At 65.8% G+C, this 21,314-nt stretch carries 18 protein-coding genes; 15 read left to right on the top strand and 3 right to left on the bottom strand.

Annotation, left to right across the window (positions count from 1 at the left end; translation table 11 throughout):
* Positions 1–5 precede the first annotated feature (5 nt).
* The 8 genes from argC to QW845_RS02720 all read left to right on the top strand — a co-directional run bounded on the left by argC (position 6) and on the right by QW845_RS02720 (position 8,425).
* On the top strand, positions 6–998 hold the full coding sequence (gene argC / locus QW845_RS02755; protein WP_315800119.1) for an N-acetyl-gamma-glutamyl-phosphate reductase: 993 nt from the start codon (positions 6–8) through the stop codon (positions 996–998).
* A gap of 117 nt (positions 999–1,115) precedes the next feature.
* A complete protein-coding gene (locus QW845_RS02750; RefSeq protein ID WP_315800118.1) occupies positions 1,116–2,342 on the top strand; it encodes a threonine ammonia-lyase in 1,227 nt (408 codons plus the stop codon).
* Between the two features lie 221 nt (positions 2,343–2,563).
* Positions 2,564–3,823, top strand: coding sequence for an extracellular solute-binding protein (locus QW845_RS02745; protein WP_315800117.1), 1,260 nt, complete (start codon positions 2,564–2,566; stop codon positions 3,821–3,823).
* 1 nt (position 3,824) lies between these two features.
* On the top strand, positions 3,825–4,763 hold the full coding sequence (locus tag QW845_RS02740; protein WP_315800116.1) for a sugar ABC transporter permease: 939 nt from the start codon (positions 3,825–3,827) through the stop codon (positions 4,761–4,763).
* On the top strand, positions 4,756–5,604 hold the full coding sequence (locus QW845_RS02735) for a carbohydrate ABC transporter permease (RefSeq protein ID WP_315800115.1): 849 nt from the start codon (positions 4,756–4,758) through the stop codon (positions 5,602–5,604). Before QW845_RS02740 ends, QW845_RS02735 begins: the two co-directional genes overlap by 8 nt.
* 22 nt (positions 5,605–5,626) lie before the next feature.
* Positions 5,627–6,724 carry a Gfo/Idh/MocA family oxidoreductase gene (locus QW845_RS02730; RefSeq protein WP_315800114.1) on the top strand — a complete coding sequence of 366 codons (1,098 nt, stop codon included), beginning with the start codon at positions 5,627–5,629 and terminating at the stop codon, positions 6,722–6,724.
* A gap of 10 nt (positions 6,725–6,734) precedes the next feature.
* A complete protein-coding gene (locus QW845_RS02725) occupies positions 6,735–7,379 on the top strand; it encodes a ThuA domain-containing protein (protein ID WP_315712128.1) in 645 nt (214 codons plus the stop codon).
* Positions 7,376–8,425, top strand: coding sequence for a LacI family DNA-binding transcriptional regulator (locus QW845_RS02720; RefSeq protein ID WP_315800113.1), 1,050 nt, complete (start codon positions 7,376–7,378; stop codon positions 8,423–8,425). The genes QW845_RS02725 and QW845_RS02720 overlap by 4 nt, the downstream gene beginning before the upstream one ends.
* Positions 8,426–8,432: 7 nt before the next feature.
* On the opposite strand, the gene QW845_RS02715 is transcribed toward QW845_RS02720, so the two are convergent.
* Together QW845_RS02715 and QW845_RS02710 are read right to left on the bottom strand one after the other, a co-directional pair.
* The gene (locus tag QW845_RS02715) at positions 8,433–8,831 is read right to left on the bottom strand and encodes an MAPEG family protein (RefSeq protein ID WP_315800112.1); all 399 of its coding nucleotides are present in this window, start codon (positions 8,829–8,831) and stop codon (positions 8,433–8,435) included.
* A 73-nt stretch (positions 8,832–8,904) separates the two neighbouring features.
* Positions 8,905–10,710, bottom strand: a complete 1,806-nt coding sequence (locus QW845_RS02710) for a class I poly(R)-hydroxyalkanoic acid synthase (RefSeq protein WP_315800111.1) — start codon at positions 10,708–10,710, stop codon at positions 8,905–8,907.
* A 321-nt stretch (positions 10,711–11,031) separates the two neighbouring features.
* Between QW845_RS02710 and QW845_RS02705 the strand changes: the two genes are divergently transcribed.
* The 5 genes from QW845_RS02705 to QW845_RS02685 all read left to right on the top strand — a co-directional run bounded on the left by QW845_RS02705 (position 11,032) and on the right by QW845_RS02685 (position 16,164).
* Positions 11,032–11,268, top strand: a complete 237-nt coding sequence (locus QW845_RS02705) for a hypothetical protein (protein ID WP_315800110.1) — start codon at positions 11,032–11,034, stop codon at positions 11,266–11,268.
* 233 nt (positions 11,269–11,501) lie between these two features.
* Positions 11,502–12,722 (top strand): LL-diaminopimelate aminotransferase, encoded by a 1,221-nt coding sequence (locus tag QW845_RS02700; protein ID WP_315800109.1) that lies wholly within the window; start codon positions 11,502–11,504, stop codon positions 12,720–12,722.
* Between the two features lie 39 nt (positions 12,723–12,761).
* Positions 12,762–14,081, top strand: a complete 1,320-nt coding sequence (locus tag QW845_RS02695) for a homoserine dehydrogenase (RefSeq protein WP_315800108.1) — start codon at positions 12,762–12,764, stop codon at positions 14,079–14,081.
* 205 nt (positions 14,082–14,286) lie between these two features.
* Positions 14,287–15,288 carry a class II fructose-bisphosphatase gene (gene glpX / locus QW845_RS02690; RefSeq protein ID WP_315712118.1) on the top strand — a complete coding sequence of 334 codons (1,002 nt, stop codon included), beginning with the start codon at positions 14,287–14,289 and terminating at the stop codon, positions 15,286–15,288.
* 156 nt (positions 15,289–15,444) lie between these two features.
* Entirely contained in the window at positions 15,445–16,164 is a 720-nt protein-coding gene (locus QW845_RS02685) for a haloacid dehalogenase type II (RefSeq protein WP_315800107.1), read from the top strand.
* A gap of 10 nt (positions 16,165–16,174) precedes the next feature.
* Here the strand turns inward: QW845_RS02685 and QW845_RS02680 are convergent, their stop codons facing one another.
* The gene (locus QW845_RS02680) at positions 16,175–17,263 is read right to left on the bottom strand and encodes a methyl-accepting chemotaxis protein (RefSeq protein WP_315800106.1); all 1,089 of its coding nucleotides are present in this window, start codon (positions 17,261–17,263) and stop codon (positions 16,175–16,177) included.
* Between the two features lie 309 nt (positions 17,264–17,572).
* Between QW845_RS02680 and recJ the strand changes: the two genes are divergently transcribed.
* Positions 17,573–19,414: a single-stranded-DNA-specific exonuclease RecJ gene (recJ, locus tag QW845_RS02675; protein WP_315800105.1), complete on the top strand. Its 1,842-nt coding sequence runs from the start codon at positions 17,573–17,575 to the stop codon at positions 19,412–19,414.
* 881 nt (positions 19,415–20,295) lie between these two features.
* A complete protein-coding gene (locus tag QW845_RS02670; RefSeq protein WP_315800104.1) occupies positions 20,296–21,303 on the top strand; it encodes a serine hydrolase in 1,008 nt (335 codons plus the stop codon).
* The last annotated feature ends 11 nt before the right edge of the window (positions 21,304–21,314 follow it).

The raw sequence follows: 21,314 nt of genomic DNA, 5'->3' as shown, positions 1-21,314 counted from the left end.
GTGCCATGACCGTGATCGACAGCAATTTGCCGAAAGCTCACATCACCTCCGGGACTGCGACACGCGCCGTGTTCGTCGACGGCGGCTCGGGCACGACCGGCCTGGGAATCGCCGAGCGGCTCCGGCACCAGCCGGATATCGTCGTGAAGACGATCGCCGAGGACAAGCGCAAGGATCCGGCAGCCAAGCGGGCGCTGATGGCCGAGGTCGATCTCGTCATCCTTTGCCTGCCCGATGACGCCGCCAAGGAGACGGTGGCGCTGATCGACGGCATGGGCAGCTCTGCGCCGAAGGTGCTGGACGCGTCGACCGCCTATCGCGTCGCGCCGGACTGGGCCTATGGCTTTCCCGAGCTCGCCGCCGATCAGGCCGACAAGATCCGCAATGCACGCAAGGTCTCCAACCCCGGCTGCTATCCCACCGGTGGCATCGCGCTGTTGCGGCCATTGGTCGATGCCGGCCTGCTGCCGCAGGACTATCCGGTGACGGTGAATGCCGTCAGCGGCTATTCCGGCGGCGGCAAGACCATGATCGCGGCCTTCGAGAACGGCACCGCGCCGAGCTTCGAGCTGTACGGCCTCGGCCTCGAGCACAAGCATCTGCCCGAATTGCAGCTCTATTCGCGGCTGACCCGGCGGCCGATCTTCATTCCCTCGGTCGGCAACTACCGGCAGGGCATGCTGGTCTCCGTGCCGCTGCAGCTCGACGCCCTGCCGGGCAGGCCGTCGGGCTCGGACCTGCAGGCGGCCCTGGCGAAGCACTATGCCGGCAGCCAATACGTCTCGGTGATGCCGCTCGACGGCGCGGCGGCCAAGAGCGGCCGGCTCGAGCCGGAGGCGCTGAACGAGACCAACGAGCTCGAGCTCTACGTCTTCTCCAGCGACAAGCATCATCAGGCGGTGCTGGTGGCGCGGCTCGACAATCTCGGCAAGGGCGCATCGGGCGCGGCCGTGCAGAACATGCGGCTGATGCTCGGACTGCCCGATCTCGTGAGCTGAGATCGATCTGGATCATCCGGTCGCGGAAGCGCCGGGCACGATCGGCAACATCATGCGACGGCCTGCGTTCCGCCGGCCGCGCTGTGCAATGACGCACGCTGAGGAATGGGCAGACCCATGACCGCCACCGATTTGAACGCGCTGCCCGTCACCGTCAACGACGTGCGCGCCGCCGCGGAAACCATCGGCGGCGCCGTGCTCGCGACGGCCTGCAACCAGAGCAGGACGCTCGGCGAGATCTGCGGCTGCAACGTCTGGCTCAAATTCGAGAACCTGCAGTTCACCTCCTCGTTCAAGGAGCGCGGCGCGCTGAACCGGCTGAATGCGCTGTCCGCCGGGCAGCGCGAACGCGGCGTGATCGCGATGTCGGCCGGCAACCACGCGCAGGGCGTCGCCTACAATGCGCGGCGTCTCGGCATTCCCGCGACCATCGTGATGCCGGTGGGCACGCCGATGGTGAAGGTGGAGAACACCAAGCGGCACGGCGCCGAGGTCGTGATTTCCGGCGCCACCCTGGAAGAGGCGGGGGCATTTGCCAGGGAGCACGGTGCGGCCAAGGGCATGACCATGATCCACCCGTACGACGATCCGCTGATCATCGCCGGGCAGGGCACGGTGGCGCTGGAGATGCTCGCGGTGGTCCCCGAGCTCGATACGCTCGTGGTGCCGATCGGGGGCGGCGGGCTGATCTCTGGCATGGCGGTCGCGGCGCGCGCCATCAAGCCGGGCCTGCGCATCGTCGGCGTGCAGGCCGAACTCTATCCCTCCATGTACAACGCCGTCCGCAACAGCCAGCTGCCGATGCGCGGTGATACGCTGGCCGAGGGCATCGCGGTGAAGTCGCCGGGCCGGATCACGACCGAGATCATCCGACAGCTCGTCGATGACATATTGCTGGTCACCGAGCCGCAGATCGAGCGTGCGCTGGCGACCTTGATCTCGATCGAGAAGACAGTGGTCGAAGGCGCCGGCGCCGTCGGTCTCGCCGCCGTGCTCGCGCATCCTGCGCAGTTTGCCGGACGCAATGTCGGCCTGGTGCTGAGCGGCGGCAACATCGATACCCGGTTGATCGCCTCGGTCCTGACCCGCGAGCTGGCGCGTGAGGGGCGGCTGACGCAGTTGTCGATCGACATCGTCGACCGCCCGGGACAGCTCGCGGCCGTCTCCACCCTGCTTGCGGATGCGGGCGCCAACATCATCGAGGTCTCGCACCAGCGCACCTTCTCGGACCTGCCGGCGAAGGCGACCCTGCTGGAGCTGGTGATCGAGACGCGCGACCAGGCCCACCTCAACGACGTGATGGCAAAACTCGTCGCCGCCGATTTCAAGGCACGGTGCACCTGAGCGTCATACGGTCCACGGCATATTCTCTTGCGCAGTCGGCGCCAGCTCGCGCCGGTCGGTCCCCGCCTTCCCAGCTCAGCTAGCCGTCTCTCCCGCCTGCAATACGTATCGCAAACGCGAACACCTCATCCTTGAGGTTCTCACTGTCAGAATTTCAGTTGCGCACCTCAGAAAATGAGGACAGGATTACCGCAACAAAGAAGACGGTTGGGAGGATTCCGATGGGACTGCTCGCGAAGCTGGGACTCGCCGCTGCCGCATGCCTGCTTGGTGCGACCGCCGCAAGCGCCGACACCACGGTGAAATGGCTGCATATCGAGGTCAATCCGGCCCAGGTGAAGATCTGGGAGGAGGTGGCCCGCGCCTACGAGGCGTCGCATCCCGGCACCAAGATCGAGATGCAGTTCCTCGAGAACGAGGCCTACAAGGCCAAGCTGCCGACCATCCTGCAATCCAAGGACCGGCCGAACATCATCTACAGCTGGGCCGGCGGCGTGCTGAAGGCGCAGATCGAGGCCGGCGTCCTCGAGGACATCACCGACCAGGTGAAGGGTTACAGCGACAGCGTGACGCCGGCAGCGCTCGCGGCCTTCACCGACAACGGCCATGTCTACGGCCTGCCGATCTCGCTGTCGCAGGTCGGCTTCGTCTGCAACAAGGAGCTGATGGCCAAGGCGAAGGTCGATCCGGCTGCCATCAAGAGCTGGGATGATCTGCTGGCGGCCGTGAAGGCGTTGAAGGCCGCGGGCGTGACCCCGATCGTCGTCGGCGGCGCCGACAAATGGCCGCTGCATTTCTACTGGACGCATCTGGCGGTGCGCATCGGCGGCAAGCCGGCATTCGACGCGGCGTTGCGCGGCGAGAATGGCGGCTTTGCTGGCGATACCTTCGTCAAGTCCGGCGAGCTGTTCAAGCAGCTCGTCGATCTCCAGCCGTTCCAGAACGGCTTTCTTGGCTTCAAGAATCCGCAGGCCGTCGGCTATTTCGGCGACGGCAAGGCGGCCATGACGCTCGCGATCAGCTCCGTCTACAACCTGCAGCGGGCGCTCGCCGCCGACAAGGTGGGCCTCAGCGAAGACAAGATCTGCTGGTTCGATTTTCCGGTCGTGCAAGGCGGCAAGGGCGCGCCGACGGATACGCTCGGCGGCATCACCGGCTGGCTGGTCACCAAGGGCTCGCCCAAGGAAGCGGTCGATTTCCTGAAGTACTTCATCTCCAAGGACGTCCAGACCCGGCTGGCGGCAGGGAATTTCATCATTCCGGTGGTGCAGGGCGCCGACGCCGGCCTCAACAATTCCTTCATGAAGCTGATCGCGTCCAATCTGGCAAAATCGAACTATCACCAGAACTTCTATGACCAGAGCCTGGGTCCCTCCGTCGGCCGTGTCGTGAATGACGTCTCCGCGGAGATTGCCGGCGGCAGCATGACCCCGCAGGACGCCGCCCAGGCGATCGAGGCGGCGCGGAAGCAGGGCAACTGACGTGGCGCGGCCGATCGCGGGCTCGCCGGCGATGGTGTCGCCGGCATCGCTCTCCGCGCGCGCGGTGCGCGGCCCGAGCTGGGACGGCCGCTTCACCGTCCTGGTCCTGTTCCTGCCGCCGGCGCTGCTGCTGTTCACGCTGTTCGTGGTGCTGCCGATCGGCGAGGCCGCCTGGTACTCCGGCTTCAACTGGAACGGATTCGGACGGCCGACCCATTGGATCGGCTTCGACAACTACCGCTTCGTGCTGGAGACGCGCGCCTTCTGGCTCGCGCTGCGCAACAACGGCCTGATCATTGCGGTCTCGCTCTGCGTCCAGCTGCCGCTGGCGTTGACACTGGCCCTGATGCTCGCGGAGCGGTTTCGCGGCGCGGTCGCGCTGCGCATGCTGTTCTTCATGCCCTATATCCTCGCCGAGATCGCGACCGGGCTGATCTTCAGCTTCGTCTATGACGGCGATTACGGCCTGGTCGCGTCGATCTGGCGCAGCTTCGGCGCCGAGCCGCCGCATCTGCTGGCCTCGACCGACACGGCGATGCTGGCGGTGCTGATCGTGATCGTCTGGAAGTATTTCGGCTTCCACATGATGCTGTTCATCGCGGCGCTGCAAAGCATCGACAAGAGCCTGATCGAGGCGGCACGGATCGACGGAGCCACCCGGACGCAGAGCCTGCGCCATGTCGTCATCCCCTTGCTCTATCCGACGATCCGGCTGTCGGTGTTCTTCGCCATCGTCGGCTCGCTGCAGCTGTTCGATCTCGTGATGCCGCTGACCCGCGGTGGCCCCGCCGACTCCTCGAACACGATGGTGAGCTTCCTCTACAACAACGGCATCTCCCGCATGCGGGTCGGCTATGGCAGCGCCATCGGTGTCATCCTGTTCGTGATCTGTGTGACATTTGCCTTCACCTACAAGCGATGGTTCATGCGCGATGAATAGTGCCGAGACGAGCCAAGCGCCGTTCGATCCCGCCGTGCTGTTCAAGGCGGTGTTCCTCGCGATCGTCGCCATCTTCGTGCTGGTGCCGCTGCTCGCGACGCTGCTGGGCGGCTTCAAGTCGCTCGGGGAACTGCGCGTCAATCCGTTTGGCCTGCCGCAGCGCTGGGAGTGGCAGAATTATGCCGACATCCTGTTCTCCGGGCGCTACTGGCAGCTGCTGCGCAACTCGCTGATCATCTCCACGCTGACGGTGGTCCTGACTCTCATCGTCGCGTCGATGGCGGCCTTCACCTTTGCTCATGTCCGATTCTACGGCAGCTCGATGCTGTTGAGCTATCTGACGCTCGGCCTGCTGTTTCCGGCGGCGACCGCGGTGTTGCCGCTGTTCATCAAGGTGCGCGATCTCGGGCTGCTGGACACCTATTTCGGCGTCGCGCTGCCGCAGGTCGCCTTCAGCCTTGCGATGAGCGTGCTGCTGCTGCGCCGCTTCTTCAAGGACATCCCCTACGAGCTGCTCGAGGCCGCGCTGGTCGACGGCTGCAGCTACGTCAAATTCTTCCGCTATGTGACGCTGCCATTGTCGCGCCCGATCCTGGCGACCGTGGGCACCATCACTTTCGTGAACAGCTGGAACGCCTATCTGTTGCCGCTCGTGATGCTCAACACCGACGCGCTGTATCCCTGGCCGCTCGGCATCATGGTCTATCAGGGCGAATATTCCTCCGAGTGGCACCTGATCCTCGCCTTCATCACCCTGACCATCCTGCCCACGATCGTCCTTTTCCTCCTGGCGCAGAAGCACATCGTTGCCGGCCTGACATCGGGCGCGGTCAAGGGATGAACGAGACCTCACGGAGACCCCAATGAGAAAAGTCGGCATCGGCATCATCGGCTGCGGCAACATCAGCACGGCGTATCTGAAGGCCGCGCAGCGCTTTCCCGTTCTGGACATCAAGGCGCTCGCCGACATGCGCAGCGACGCCGCCGAGCGGCAGGGCGCGGCCTTCGGCCTGCCGGCGATGCGGGTCGATCAATTGCTGAAGCGCGATGACGTCGAGATCGTCATCAATCTCACCGTGCCGCTCGCCCATACCGACGTCAGTCTCGCCGTGCTGAACGCCGGCAAGCACGTGCATTCCGAGAAGCCGCTGGGCATCGACGTCGCCGAGGCCCGCAAGGTGATCGAGCTTGCCGCGCAGAAGAATCTCCGCGTCGGCTGCGCGCCCGACACCTTCCTGGGCGGCGGACACCAGACCGCACGCAAGCTGATCGACGACGGCGCGATCGGCACACCCGTGGCCGGTAGCGCCTTCTTCGGCTGCCCCGGCCATGAGCGCTGGCATCCCGCGCCGGGCTTCTATTATCTGCGCGGCGGCGGGCCGATGCTCGACATGGGGCCGTACTACATCACCGATCTCGTGCAACTGCTCGGCCCGGTGGCGAGCGTGATGGGCTCGACCGCGCGCCCGCGAGCGGAGCGCCTCGTCACCAGCCAGCCGATGAGCGGCACGCTGATTCCGGTCGAGGTGCAGACGCACGTCGCAGGCACGCTCGAATTCGAAAGCGGTGCAGTGGTCTCGGTCACGATGAGCTTCGACGTCCCGAAGCACCGGCACGCCCCCATCGAGATCTATGGCGACGAGGGCAGCATGCTGGTGCCGGACCCCAACCGCTTCGGCGGCGAGGTCCAGGTCGCCAGGACCGGCGGCGACTGGCAGACGATGCCGTTGACGCATGGTCACATCGACGGCGAGTTCCGCTCCATCGGCGTCGCCGACATGGCGACCGCGATCCTGAACGACCGGCCGCATCGCGCCAGCGGCGCGCTCGCGTTCCACGTGCTGGAGGTCATGGAAGCGTTCCAGACCTCCGCAAACGAAGGCCGGCGGGTCAAGATCGAGAGCCGCGTGGAGCGGCCGGCGATGTTGCCGGTTGGACGCGACACCGGACAGATCGACTGAGGACAGAGACATGCGCAAGGCAATGATTGTGTGGGGCGGCTGGCCGGGACATGACCCCGATCTCTGTGCCTCGATGATCCGCGGCTGGCTCAAGGCGGAAGGCTTCGAGGTGCGGATCGAGACCACGACGGCTGCATTCGCAGATCCTGCGATCCACGATCTGTCGCTGATCATCCCGATCTACACGATGTCCAAGATCGAGAAGGCGGAAGCGCTCAATCTCTGCGCGGCGGTGCGCAGCGGCGTTGGGCTCGCCGGCCATCATGGCGGCATGTGCGATGCCTTCCGCGATTCGGTCGACTACCAGTTCCTGTGCGGCGGGCAATGGGTCGCCCATCCCGGCAATATCATCGACTACCGGGTCGACTTGACCCGGCCGGACGATCCCATCATGAAGGGCCTGACAAGTTTCGAGCACCGTTCCGAGCAGTATTACATGCACGTCGACCCGGCCAACGAGGTGTTGGCGACCACGACCTTCACCGGAGAGCACGCCCCGTGGATCGAGGGGGTGGTGATGCCGGTGGTCTGGAAGAAGCGCTACGGCGCGGGCAGGGTGTTCTATTCCTCGCTCGGCCACCGCGCTTACGAGCTCGACGTGCCGGAGATCCGGACGTTGATGACCCGCGGCATGTTATGGGCGGCGCGCGAGTGACGGCTGACGCGAACCCGTTGCCGGTCCGGGCCACGCTGGAGGACGTCGCGCGGACGGCGGGCGTGTCGCTCGCCACCGTCGACCGCGTCATCAACCGGCGCGAGGGCGTGCGTGCCAAGACCGTTGCCCGGGTGGAGGCCGCTGTTGCCAAGCTGGGTTATCGCGCCGACGTCGCCGCGGCACGGCTCGCGCGCGGCCAGAGCTTCCGCTTTGCCTTCGTGCTGCCGACCGGTGGCAACAGCTTCATGACCGTCCTGACCGAGCAGGTCCAGCGCACGGCGGAGTGGCTGGCCGGCCAGCGCGGCTTCATCGATATCCTCCACGTCGACGTGTTCGATCCTGACGTGCTGGCCGGTGCGCTGGAGAACCTGTCGCCGGCCTATCAGGGCGTTGCGGTCATCGCGCTCGATCACCCCAGAGTGCGCGCCGCGATCGACGAGCTCACCGCGCGCGGTGTCGCGGTGGTGACCCTGGTCTCGGACGCGCCCAGCTCGCGCCGCCTGCATTATGTCGGGATCGACAATCCGGCCGCGGGGCGAACCGCCGCCACCCTGATGGGACGCTATCTCGGCGGTCGCGAGGGAACGGTCGCGGTGATCGCGGGCTCTCTGTCGCTGCGCGATCATGCCGAGCGGCAGTTCGGCTTCAACCAGATCCTCTCCAGCGAATATCCGAACCTGCGGGCGCTGCCCGTGATCGAGGGCCGCGACGACAGCGAGCGCACGCGGGAGCTGACCGCGGCGCTGCTCGCGCGCCATGCGGATCTGCTCGGCATCTATTGCTGCGGCGCCGGCAATCGCGGCATCGCCGATGCCCTGGAGGCCTCAGGGCGGGCTCGCGAGGTGGTGTGGATCACGCATGAGCTGACCCAGCACACCAGGAGGTTCCTGGTCCGCGGCACGTGCGACGCCATCATCAACCAGGATCCCGGCCACGAGGCGCGCTCGGCGGCGCGCGTCCTGCTCGCGCACTGCTCGGGGGAGCCGATCAGTCCCGATCAGGAGCGCATCCGCATCGATATCTTCCTGCGGGACAATCTGCCCTAGCGGATCGCTAGAGCCAGCCGAAGATCGCGACCGCGAGCACAGCCTGTGCCGCGAAGCCGACCACGAACGCCAGCGTCCGGAACACCGGCAGGCCGATCGCGTAGACGATGACGTGAGCGACGCGCGACCAGAAATAGACGGCGCAGGCCAGCACGGTCCATTTGGTCGAATAGTCGATCGCATTGAGGATCAGCACCAGCGGCGCGAAGATCACGAGGTTCTCGACCGCATTGTCGTGCGCGAACATCAGCCGCGTGGCCCACGGTGCGTGCGGCTTGTCGTTGCGGGAGGGATTGGCCATGGCGCCCGTGAGGCCGCGGACCTGGCAGCGGTTCAGGATGTAGGGAACCCACAGCAGGCCGGTCAGAATGACCGTGAGCGTCAGCCAGAACAGTTCGCGCGTCATCGAGATCCCCTCAACTGATTCCCGTCCCGTCCCGGCGGGACGGAGCGGTTATAGTCAATCGCGGCGGATCACGCTATGCGCGGACGCGGACATAGGAGCCCGGCGCATCCTCGAGCGGTGGATAGGCCTCGCTGCCGACGTCGCGTGCGGGAACTTCTTCCGGATCCAGCTGGCTCAGCCATTCGCGCCAGTCCGGCCACCACGAGCCCTTGTGCTCCTGCGCGCCCTTCATCCAGTCCTTCAGCGAGATGTCGTGGATCTGGTCATTGGTCCAGTACTGATACTTGCCGGAGGAGGGCGGGTTGACGACGCCGGCGATGTGGCCCGAGCCCGACAGCACGTACTTTACCGGACCGCCGAAGAATTGCGATCCGTACAGCACGGAGTCGGCCGGCGCGATGTGGTCCTCGCGGGTGGCGAGATTGTAGACCGGCACCTTCACCTTGGAGAGGTCGAGCAGCGTGTTGTCGAGCACCATGGTGCCCTGCGTCAGCCGGTTCTCCAGATAGCAGTTGCGCAGATAGTAGGAATGGTTCGCCGCCGACATCCGCGTGGCGTCCGAATTCCAGTGCAGCAGGTCAAACGCCTGCGGCGCCTGGCCCTTCAGGTAATTGTTGACGACGTAGGACCAGATCAGGTCGTTCGAGCGCAGCATGTTGAAGGCCATCGCCATCTTGCTGCCTTCGAGCACGCCCGAGGCCTGCATGTCGCGTTCCAGCGCCGAGATCTGGGTCTCGTCGACGAACACCAGGAGATCGCCGGCATGGGTGAAGTCGACCTGTGCGGCCAGGAAGGTCGCGGAGGTCACGCGCTGGCGGCGCTTGTCGGCGAGCCAGGCCAGCGTCGTCGCCAGCATGGTGCCGCCGACGCAATAGCCCATCGTGTGCACCTTCATCTCGCCCGTCACCTTCTCGATGACGTCCATCGCGGTGAGCGGACCTTCCTTCATGTAGTCCTCCCAGGTCTTGGTCCCGAGCTTCTTGTCGGGATTGACCCAGGAGATCACGAACACCGTGAGGCCCTGATCGACGCACCATTTGATGAAGGATTTCTCGGGGCGCAGATCGAGGATGTAGAACTTGTTGATCCAGGGCGGCACGATCAGCAGCGGCGTGCGCAGCACGTTCTCCGTCGACGGCGCGTACTGGATCAGTTGCATCATGTCGTTCTGGAAGATGACCTTGCCCGGCGTCGTCGCCATGTTGACGCCGACCTCGAGATTGGCCGGGTCGGACTGGCGAATCTTGAGCGAGCCCTTGCCGGCCTCGATGTCCTCCGCGAGCATCTGCATGCCACGCACCAGGTTATCGCCGCTCGACGCCACCGTCTGCCGCAGCACCTCGGGATTGGTCAGAACGAAATTCGAGGGCGCCAGCGCATTGGTGATCTGGTTGACGTAGAACTCGGCCTTCTTGCGCGTGTGCGGATCGAGGCCTTCGGCATTGTGGACGAGGTCCTGCGCCCATTGCGTCGTCAGCAGATAGGCCTGCATCACGAAATCGAAGAACTGGTTCGACTTCCATTCCGGATCGGCGAAGCGCTTGTCGCGCGGCGAGGGCGAAATGGCCGGGGGCGCGTCTTCGCCGGCGAGACGGCGCGCGGCCGAGCCCCACAAATCGAGATAGCCCTTGGCGATCTTGGTCTGGACGTCGCTGGCGCGATCCTTGTCCGACAGCCAGTAGTCGGCGACCGCGGTGAAGGATTTGACGACCTCGGTCAATTCGGTCGGTGGCCGGTCCTGAACCTCGCCGGTCTCGCGCGGCTTCAGATAGGCGGACAGCGCCTTGCCGCTGCTTTCCATGGCCTTCGCGATGTTCATCGCGAACGCTTCCGCATCGAATGTTTTTTCTGGATTGCTGCTGTTCTGAACGTCGGTCATGGCTCGATCACACTATCGCGTCGGGATCGTTTCGTCACCGCGCGAGATCAATAATCCGCGAGTTTGCGGCAAATTCGATTTCTGATTGTTGCGGTGCGAAAAAATCTCTCGCTTCCGACATCATGATCACGTAGCTGGATGAAATTCCTGTTCAAGCCGGTCACGTTTCGAGTGACAATTGGTTGTGCTGCGGCAAAATGCGCCGCGCTGCGGTCGGGCCGGGGACCGTCGACTGGAAGTTGGGGGCTGAGGGACGTGCGCGTGGGGACGCAGGGGCGAGGTTGGAGGTCGGGACGGCGCGCCCTTGTTGCGGGGCTCGTCGTGTTCGGCGCGCTCGCGCTTGCCGGGTGCTCCAGTCCAATCGCGGACATGCCTTCGCTCGACGCGGATGCCGTCGCTCGACCCAAGGAGCCGGGTGGGTATCTGCCCGTCAACGACGTGCCGCGCGACCGCGATGCGCCGATCATCTCGCCGCAGGAGCGCGACAAGATCGAAAAGGAGCTGCTCGCGGCGCGCGACCGCCAGGCTTCGGCGGGGACCAGCGTCAGGCCCAAATGACCGGCCCGGGACAAAGGCTGGGCGATCGGCCGCGTGGCGCGGCGTAATTGTCTGGCGCGGCGCGGCGGCCATGATAAAACAACCGGAATCAACACCTCCGCGTGTCGTTGCCAGCCAAGCCGCGAGCCCGTGCTAAACTCCTGATCCAGCACCGGTTTCAAGGCATGGCGAACGCCGCCGCAGCGCCAGCCCTGCTGGCGAATCCGCCCCCGGTTGCCGGAGCCGAGAGACCCATGGAAGATTTTTACCGCATCCGCCGTTTGCCGCCTTACGTGTTCGAGCAGGTCAACCGGGCCAAGGCGGCCGCGCGGAATGCCGGGGCCGACATCATCGATCTCGGCATGGGCAATCCGGATCTGCCGGCGCCGCCGCACGTGCTGGAGAAGCTCAAGGAGACCCTGGGCAAGCCGCGGACCGACCGCTATTCGGCCTCGCGCGGCATCGTCGGACTGCGCCGGGCGCAGGCCGGCTATTACGACCGCCGTTTCGGGGTGAAGCTCAATCCCGACACTCAGATCGTGGCGACCTTGGGCTCGAAGGAAGGTTTTGCCAACGTCGCGCAGGCGATCACCGCACCGGGCGATGTCATCCTCTGCCCGAATCCGAGCTATCCGATTCACGCCTTCGGTTTCCTGATGGCGGGCGGCGTGATCCGCTCGGTGCCGTCCGAGCCGACCCCGCAATTCTTCGAGGCGGCCGAGCGCGCGATCATCCATTCCATTCCGAAGCCGCTGGCGCTGATCGTCTGCTATCCGAGCAACCCGACCGCCTATGTCGCGAGCCTCGACTTCTATCGCGACCTCGTCGCATTCGCGAAGAAGCACGAGATCCTGATCCTCTCGGACCTCGCTTATGCCGAGGTGTATTTCGACGACAAGAACCCGCCGCCGTCGGTGCTGCAGGTGCCCGGCGCGATGGATGTCGCCGTCGAATTCACCTCGATGTCTAAGACCTATTCGATGGCCGGCTGGCGCATGGGCTTTGCCGTCGGCAACGAGCGCATCATCGCGGCGCTCGCGCGCGTCAAATCGTACCTCGACTACGGCGCGTTCACGCCGGTCCAGGTGGCGGCCACCGCTGCGCTCAACGGCCCCGACGACTGCATCCGCGAGATGCGCGACGTCTATCGCAAGCGCCGCGACACGCTGGTCGAGTCGTTCGGCCGGGCCGGCTGGGAGATCCCGTCGCCCGAGGCCTCGATGTTCGCCTGGGCGCCGCTGCCGGAGAAGTTCAAGAGCCTCGGCAGCATGCAGTTCGCGACGCTCATGGTCGAGAAGTCCGGCGTCGCGGTGTCGCCGGGCGTCGGCTTCGGCGAGCATGGCGAGGGCTATGTCCGCATCGCGATGGTCGAGAACGAGCAGCGCATTCGGCAGGCCGCGCGCGGTGTCCGCCGCTTCCTTGAAAGCGGGATCGAAACGTTGCACAACGTCGTTCCCATCGCCAACCGGCGCTGAGCCCTCCCGTACTTTCCTTTCGACAGGTTCTTTGATTCCATGGTCGCACCCCTGAGAGTGGGCATCGCGGGCCTCGGCACCGTGGGTGTCGAGGTCGTTCGTCTCATCGAGCGTCAGGCGCGCGTGCTGACCGAGCGGACGGGGCGCCCGGTCAAGGTTGTCGCCGTGACGGCGCGGTCGAAGGCCAAGAAGCGCGGCATCGATCTGTCCGGCATCACCTGGGCCAAGGATGCGCTGGCGCTTGCCTCGGATCCGGAGGTCGATTGCCTGGTCGAGCTGATGGGCGGCGCCGGCGATCCTGCGCTGTCGGCGATCGACACCGCGCTGAAGGCCGGCAAGTCGGTGGTGACCGCCAACAAGGCGCTGATCGCAAAGCACGGTCTGAAGCTCGCCAAGGCGGCCGAGAAGCATGGCGGCGCGCTGAATTTCGAGGCGGCCGTCTGCGCCGCCATTCCGGTGATCAAGACCCTGCGCGAGGGTCTCGCCGGCACCGGCATCAGCCGCGTCTATGGCATCCTCAACGGCACCTGCAACTACATCCTGACCCGGATGGAGCAGGAAGGGCTGTCGTTCGACGAGTGCCTGAAGGACGCCCAGCGCCTCGGCTATGCCGAGGCCGATCCGTCGTTCGACATTCATGGCCACGACACCGCGCAGAAGCTCGCGATCCTCGCGAGCCTCGCCTTCGGCACCCAGGTGGCGGAGAAATCCATCTATGTGGAAGGCATCTCCTCGATCGCCCCGGAGGACCTGAAGGCGGCGGCCGAGCTCGGCTACCGCGTCAAGCTGCTCGGCGTCGCCGTGCGGACCGCCAAGGGCATCGAGCAGCGGGTGCATCCGACGATGGTGCCGAAATCCTCCTCGATCGCCCAGGTGATGGGCGTCACCAACGCGGTCACGATCGACGGCGACGGTATCCCGCCGATCACGCTGGTCGGTCCGGGAGCAGGGGGCGCCGCGACGGCCTCCGCGGTCGTGGCCGATATCGCCGATGTCGCGCGCGGCATCCGCGCCGCGCCGTTCGGCCGCCCGGTCGAGAAGCTGCAGGCGACCGAGAAGGCGCCGATGGAGCGGCACGAGGGTGGCTATTACATCCGCCTGATGGCGCGTGACCATGCCGGCACCGCCGCCACCATCGCCACCCGGCTGGCCGAGCAGAAGATCTCGATCGAATCGATCGTGCAGCGCCATCCCAACGGCAGCGAGCCGGCGAAGACGGCCGGCAAGTCGGCGCCGGTGCCGGTCATCCTGATCACCTATGCGACACACGAGGATGCCGTGCATCGCGCGCTCCAGGCGGTGCAGCGCGACAAGGTCATCAGCGGCAAGCCCCAGGTGATCCGGATCGAGAAGAACTAGCGCGTGATGCCCAGGGAACCGCTTGTCCCTGCTCAAACAAACGCGTGGCGTTTGGTATAGGTTCATGCTCAAACCGGGACAGTAGACAGGCGGGGAGCGGCCTTTCGTGCCGTCCGCCTGACCCGGATGCCGCCCTTGGGGGGCGGCGTGCGAGCGGTAGATTTTGATGGCGGATGTCCGCCTTGACGTCTTGAGGAGTTGATCGATGTCGACGCAGATTTCTGTCCCGCAACAATTGCTGCTCGAGCGCATCCTGACGCTGGAGCTGGTGCGCGTGACCGAACGGGCGGCGGTGTCGGCGGCGCGGCTGCGCGGCCACGGCCAGGAGAAGCCGGCCGACCAGGCGGCCGTGGATGCGATGCGCCGCGAGCTCAACAAGCTGCCGATCGAAGGCACGGTCGTGATCGGCGAGGGCGAGCGCGACGAAGCGCCGATGCTCTACATCGGCGAGAAGGTCGGCCTCAATGCCGGCCCCAAGGTCGACATCGCGGTCGATCCGCTCGAGGGGACGACCTTGTGCGCCAAGAACATGCCGGGCGCGATCGCGACCATGGCGATGGCCGATGGCGGCACCTTGCTGCACGCCCCCGACGTCTACATGCAGAAGATCGCGGTCGGCCCCGGCTACGCCAAGGGCGTCGTCGACATCGACGCGACGCCGGCCGACAACGTGCGCCGGCTCGCCAAGGCCAAGGGCGTCGAGCCCGGCGCGATCACGGTGCTGGTGCTCGACCGTCCACGCCATGCCGACATCATCCAGGGCGTCCGCTCGACCGGCGCCGCGGTGCGCCTGATCACCGACGGCGACGTCGCCGGCGTGATCCACTGCGCCGACCCGGACAATACCGGCGTCGACATGTATCTCGGCACCGGCGGCGCGCCTGAGGGCGTGCTGGCCGCGGTGGCGCTGCGCTGCATCGGCGGCCAGATGCAGTGCCGCCTGATCCTCGACACCGAGGAGAAGCGCGAGCGCGCCCACAAGATGGGCGTTGGTGATCCCAAGATGATCTACGGCATCGAGGACATGGCCCGCGGCGACTGCCTGTTCGCGGCGACCGGCGTCACCACCGGCTCGCTGCTCTCCGGCGTCAAGTTCCGCAAGGACGGCGTCATCGAGACCGAGACCGTCGTGATGCGCTCGGTCACTGGCACGGTGCGCTACATCCGCGCCGAGCACCGCCAGTTGGCGAAGTTCCACCTCGACTAATCCAACCCTGTCATTCCGGGGCACGCGACTTGTCCGCCGAAGCTCGTAGAGCGACGGCGAAAGCGTGAACCCGGAATCCCGAGCTCGCAGATCGAGATTCCGGGTCTGCGCGCTTCGCAGGCATCCCGGAATGACGAAGTCGGGGAGCGATTCAGCATGTCCGATCTGTCCATGGTCAAGGCGCTGGTGTTCGACGTGTTCGGCACCGTCGTCGACTGGCGCACCAGCCTGATCAACGACTTCACCGCGTGGTCGAAGACCCGCGGCATCCAGGGCGACTGGACCGCGCTGGTCGATGGCTGGCGCGGGCTCTATGTCGGCTCGATGGACGAGGTCCGCAAGCACCCCGAGCGCGGCTACGTCATCCTCGACGTCCTGCATCGCCGTTCGCTGGAGACGCTGGTCGCCAAGCTCGGCATCACCGGGCTCACCGAAGCCGATCTCGATCATCTCACCCGCGGCTGGCACCGGCTGCATCCGTGGGCCGACAGTGTCGCCGGCCTGACCCGGCTGAAGTCCAAATACATCATCGCGCCGCTCTCCAACGGCAACGTCGCGCTCCTCACCAACATGGCGAAGTTCGCAGGCCTTCCGTGGGACCTGATCCTCTCCGCCGAGCTGTTCGCGCACTACAAGCCCGACCCCGAGACCTATCTCGGCGCCGCGCGTCTGCTGGGTCTTGCGCCCGGCGAGGTGATGATGGTCGCCGCGCACAACAACGATCTCGAGGCGGCACAACGTTACGGCCTGAAGACCGCCTTCGTCGCCCGTCCCACTGAATACGGCCCGCTGCAGAGCCGCGACTTCGACGCCACCGGGGCCTGGGACATCGTTGCCGATGATTTCAACGGCATCGCCGACCGCTTGGGCTGCTGATCCTCCCGCCTCACGCGCCCGACACGATCACGCCGTACCAGCCGAGCCCCTTGTAGGTCTCGTAGCCGGGCGTGGCGTGGAACGCGACCAATCGTCCGGACGCATCCTGATAGAAGCCGCTGCGCTTGCCATCGAGCTTCAGCGACACGCGCTCGCTGAGAATGCCCTGACCGTCCGAGGATGCGATCACGCGCAGATTGGAGTCCACCAGCAGCACACGCGCCTTGTCGCTTTCGCTGACGCGCACGCCCTGGACGATCGCGCGCGCCTGCGCCTCCCAGTCGAAATGGATGGCGAGCACGCCGAGCGGCTTGCCATGCGCCTTGCCGTCCTCTCGGACCGAGGCGCAATAGGTCGCGACCTGGGCGTTGCCGAGCAGCGGCTGGCACTCAACGTCGCCGGCGACGTAGTCGTCGCCCGAGCGCAATCCACGCGCCTCGCGAAACCATTTGGTGTCGGCGACGCTCTGGCCGACGACGTTGAAGCGGTCGGCGCGGCCGTTGGCGATGACCTTGCCGCTGGGATCGCACAGCCACAGATCGAGATAGACCGTGTAGGCCGAGAGAATCACCGCGAGCCGTTCGGAGACATGAGCGACACGCGCCGCGTCCGGAGCGGCGGCGCAATCGACCACGGCGGAGTCGGTTGCCCACCAGCGCACGTCGCAGGTTCGCTCATAGAGATTGCGGTCGATCAGCTCGATCGCGTTCAGCGCCAGATCGACCATGCGCTCCCCGCGCGCACGTTCGGTCATGCGCTCGATCGAGCTCTTGAGATTGCCGGTGCGCGTCGTGAGCTGGCCCTCCAGCTCGCGCGCGATGGTCTCGACGAGTTGGCCGACGGCGCGCACCTCCTGGGCCACCACGGCGAAGCCTGCGCCTTGCGCGCCGACCCGCGAGCTCTCGATCAGCGCGTTCAGCGCCAGCATCTTCATCTGGTTGGTGATCTGCTGGATCGATTTGGTCTTCTCGCAGGCGATCTGATTGACCTCGCCGGTGAGCCGCGCGATCAGCGCCGAGACGTCGGTCTCGTCATCCTTGGGAGTCGTTTGTGCCGGAGCGGCGGAGGGCTGCGTCTTCGACTCGGGCGCGGTCAGCATCGGCAATGAACTCCATGTTGCCGCGCCTCCTGGTCGGCACGAAGAGGGCGGACAAATCGGACGTAATAATTGATTGAAATGTTACGGAGTTCGCCTAACGGCTGTTTAATGCACTCCATTGAACGCAGCTCGAATTTTAGGCAACCAGGCGTATATGGGCGGCATTTCCCGGATTTCCTGTGAGTTCCGCCAAGTTCTGGGACGATTCTGGTGGGTTTCATGGATGGAACCTGCTGTGGCAGGCCAGTTGCTGTAGATTCGATTGCGTCCGTTTCGAATCGCTGCGCTGCAAGCGAGGCCCTGCGCATCATGGCACCATCCGCCCTTGCACTGCCCCTGAGCGCCCCGCCGGCGTTCCTGGGTGTGCGGCTGTCGCTGACCAACAAATTGTGGCGCGACCGGCTGGATGCGCGCGGCGCGGCGCGCGCGCTTGCGATGGTGCAGCGCTATCAGTTGCCCGAGATGCTGGCGCGCGTGCTCGCCGGGCGTGACGTCGAGATCGACGCGGTCAACGACTTCCTCGATCCGACCATCCGCAAGCTGATGCCGGATCCGTTCACGGTGACGCAGATGGAGGCGGCGGCGCAGCGCATTGCCGACGCCGCAGTCAAGGGCGAGACGGTCGCGATCTTCGGCGACTACGATGTCGACGGCGCGACCTCGGCGGCGCTGCTCGCCTGGCATCTGCGCCATTGCGGGCTCGATCCGCTGATCCACATTCCTGACCGCATCTTCGAAGGCTATGGCCCGAACGTCGAGGCGATCCGCGCGCTGGCAAGCAAAGGCGCGACGCTGCTCGTGACGGTCGACTGCGGCACCACCAGCCTCGAGCCGCTGGCGGAGGCGCGGCGGCTCGGCATGTCCGTGGTGGTGATCGATCACCATCAATGCGGCGAGGAGCTGCCGGAGGTCGAGGCGCTGGTCAATCCGAACCGGCCGGATGATCTTTCCGGCCTCGGCTATCTCGCCGCGGTCGGGCTGACGCTGGTCACGCTGGTTGCGGTCAATCGCGAACTGCGCGGCCGCGGCTTCTGGAGCAGCACGCGCCCGGAGCCGGATCTGCTCAGCATGCTGCATCACGTCGCGCTCGGCACCGTCGCCGACGTCGCGCCGCTGATCGCGCTCAACCGCGCCTTCGTCGCCAAGGGCCTGATCGCGATGCGCCGGCGCGACCATGTCGGGCACACCGCGCTGATGGATGTCGCCCGGCTCAACGGTCCGCCCGAAGCCTGGCATCTCGGCTTCATGCTGGGACCGCGCATCAATGCCGGCGGGCGCATCGGCCGCGCCGATCTCGGCGTGCGCCTGCTCCTGGAAAGCGATATCTCCGAGGCCGCGCGCATCGCCGCCGAGCTCGACCGGCTCAACAGCGAGCGCCGGATCATCGAGCAGCAGGCCGAAGCGCAGGCCGAAGCGGAGGCGCTGGCCTCGCTCGGGCTGGAGGACAAGGGCGCCGTCATCGTGACCGCGTCCGAAGGCTGGCATCCCGGCGTGGTCGGGCTGGTCGCGTCCAGGCTCAAGGAAAAGTTTGCCCGGCCGGCGTTTGCGATCGCGCTCGAGCCGGGCGGCATCGGCACCGGGTCGGGCCGCTCGATTCCGGGCGTCGATCTTGGCAAGGCCGTCCGCCACGCCGTGGAGCAGGGCATCCTGATGAAGGGCGGCGGGCACGCGATGGCCGCCGGCGTCACCTTGCGCAAGGAGCGGTTGGCCGAGTTTCGCGCCTTTCTCGAAAGCGCGCTCGCCGCCGACGTCGCCGACGCACGTCACGTCAACGAGATCCTGATCGACGGCGCCATCAGCGCGCGCGCCGCGACGCCCGAGCTGGTCGCGACGCTCAATCGCGCCGGTCCCTTCGGCAGCGGCAATCCCGAGCCGATCGTGGCGCTGCCGTCGCATCAGCTGGTTTACGCCGACGAGGTCGGGCAGGCGCATCTCAAGCTGCGCTTCAAGTCCGGCGACGGCGCCGCCGTGAATGCGATCGCATTCCGCTCGGTCGGCCAGAAGCTCGGCAACGCCCTGGTTCAGCATCGCGGCCAGGTCCTGCACGTCGCCGGCACCCTCACCGTCGACCGCTACCAGGGCGTCGAGCGCGTGCAACTGCGCGTGCTGGACGTCGCCGTGCCGGACCACGGGCCGGCGATGATCAGGTAGCAGCTCCACGTCGACTGTCATCCCGGACAAGCTTAGCCGACGCTCGCGTCGGCGAAGCGCCGATCCGGGAGCCATACGCCGCAGCCGTTGTTGTGAGGACGAGATGCCTGCGCCGATCGTGCCTCACATTGCGCCCTCTGGGTTTGGGTCCCGGCGCGGAGGCCGGGACGACAGCGGAATGTGTGGGACGCATCGTGCCTCGCATGACCGCTCGATCTCGCCGCGCATTCGCGCCCGAGTGATGCATCGTCAAAGCCCCCTCTTGATAGGAGAGGGCGCAGGGAATGCCGGGTGAAGGCCTCACCCATGGCCCGCCTGCAAACAAAAAGCAGGCGGCAGTCACCACAGGTAGGCCGATCAACCGGCATTCCCTGCGCGATGGTTTTCACGCTTATACGCGATCTCCCCGGTGTCCGGCTTGTTAGCCACCGTCGCCCTCAGGGCTCATCATCACCCGAAGGCTTGGCGCCAGCTTCGGGGCGCCAGGACCACGCGATTTCACGTCCGCAACCTTGCCGTTCGTCCGCGCGCTATCCAAGCACGCTGCGACACGATCGCGGCCACCGCATCCCGCCCTCCACGTTCGTGACGATCGCGAAGCGCCCCTCTCATGAGGACGGGACAACGGCATGATTTCTGATTTTCTGAATAATAGCAAGCGGAAATTTCCCGTCGGTGCTGGTTGTGGCGGGCATCTGATTGATGCCGCGGGTGAAATTAAAAATGCGCGGCGGAGAATTTGGCGTCATCGGGCGCGGCGGCCCCCCGGGGCCGCGCAGATAGGAGGAGACAGCGATGATCGGTAACCTCTGTACCATCTGCCGGTCTTGCTCTAGCATCCTCGACGTCGGGTTTGTCGAGACGCCGGAATGAAAGTGCCAATGCGACGTCTGCTTGCGGTGCTCGCAATCCTTCCGGTGGGATGGTCGTGGGCTCAGGCCGAGCCAGGACTGCATTGGCGGACGGCAAGCCCGGACAACACGCCCTGGTCTGCGTCGATCGCACGCGAGGTGCAGGAGTTTGCGGCCGAACAGAAGCCGGCGGCAATCATGGTCGTCAGGGACGACGACATCGTCGCCTCGTTCGGGGATCTTGGTGCGAAGGTCAATGTCCGGTCCGTCCGCAAGAGTCTGCTGAGCGCGCTCTATGGCATCGCAATCGAAGACGGCCGGATCAACCTCGACAGCACGCTTGCCGCCCTCGAGATCGACGACGTTCCACGAGCGCTTTCGGCGGCCGAGAAGTCCGCGACGGTCCGACAGTTGCTGATGGCGCGCTCCGGGGTCTACCATCCCGCGTCGTACGAGACGGGGCAGATGAAGCAGGGGCGGCCGGTGCGGGAGAGCCATCCGCCGGGCAGTTTCTGGTACTACAACAACTGGGACTTCAACGCGCTCGGCACGATCTACCGTCAGTCCGTCGACGACGTGTTTGCGAGCTTCGAGAAGCAGATCGGCCGGCCGATCGGCATGGAGGATTTCTCCGCCGCGGATGGTGTATATGTGAAGGAAGCCTCCTCGTCGCATCCGGCCTATGTGTTTCGGATGAGTGCGCGAGACCTGGCGAGGTTTGGCCTGCTGTTCCTGAACGGCGGCCGCTGGAATGGGGCTCAGCTGATCCCGTCGAAATGGGTGACGGATTCGACGAGCCGTTTCTCGGATGCCGAGCAGCCTGGACGGGGCTACGGCTATCTCTGGTGGACCTTCAGCAGCGAACGATCGCGTTTGAGCGGGTTTTTTGCCTCCGGCTACGGCGGGCAGCAGATGGTGGTCGTTCCCTCGAAGCACCTGGTGTTCGTCGAGTTGGTCGATCTGGCTGTGAACCGGGAAGGTGTCCGAACGCAACGCTTCCTCGATCTCGTCGGCAAGATCAGCGCGTCGGTCCCTTGAGCAGGACGTCG

This window comes from Bradyrhizobium sp. SZCCHNS3002, assembly GCF_032377435.1.
Taxonomy (GTDB): Bacteria; Pseudomonadota; Alphaproteobacteria; order Rhizobiales; family Xanthobacteraceae; genus Bradyrhizobium.
The sequence above is the reverse complement of the archived record's forward strand: the minus strand, read 5'-3'. Positions and strand labels throughout refer to the sequence as shown.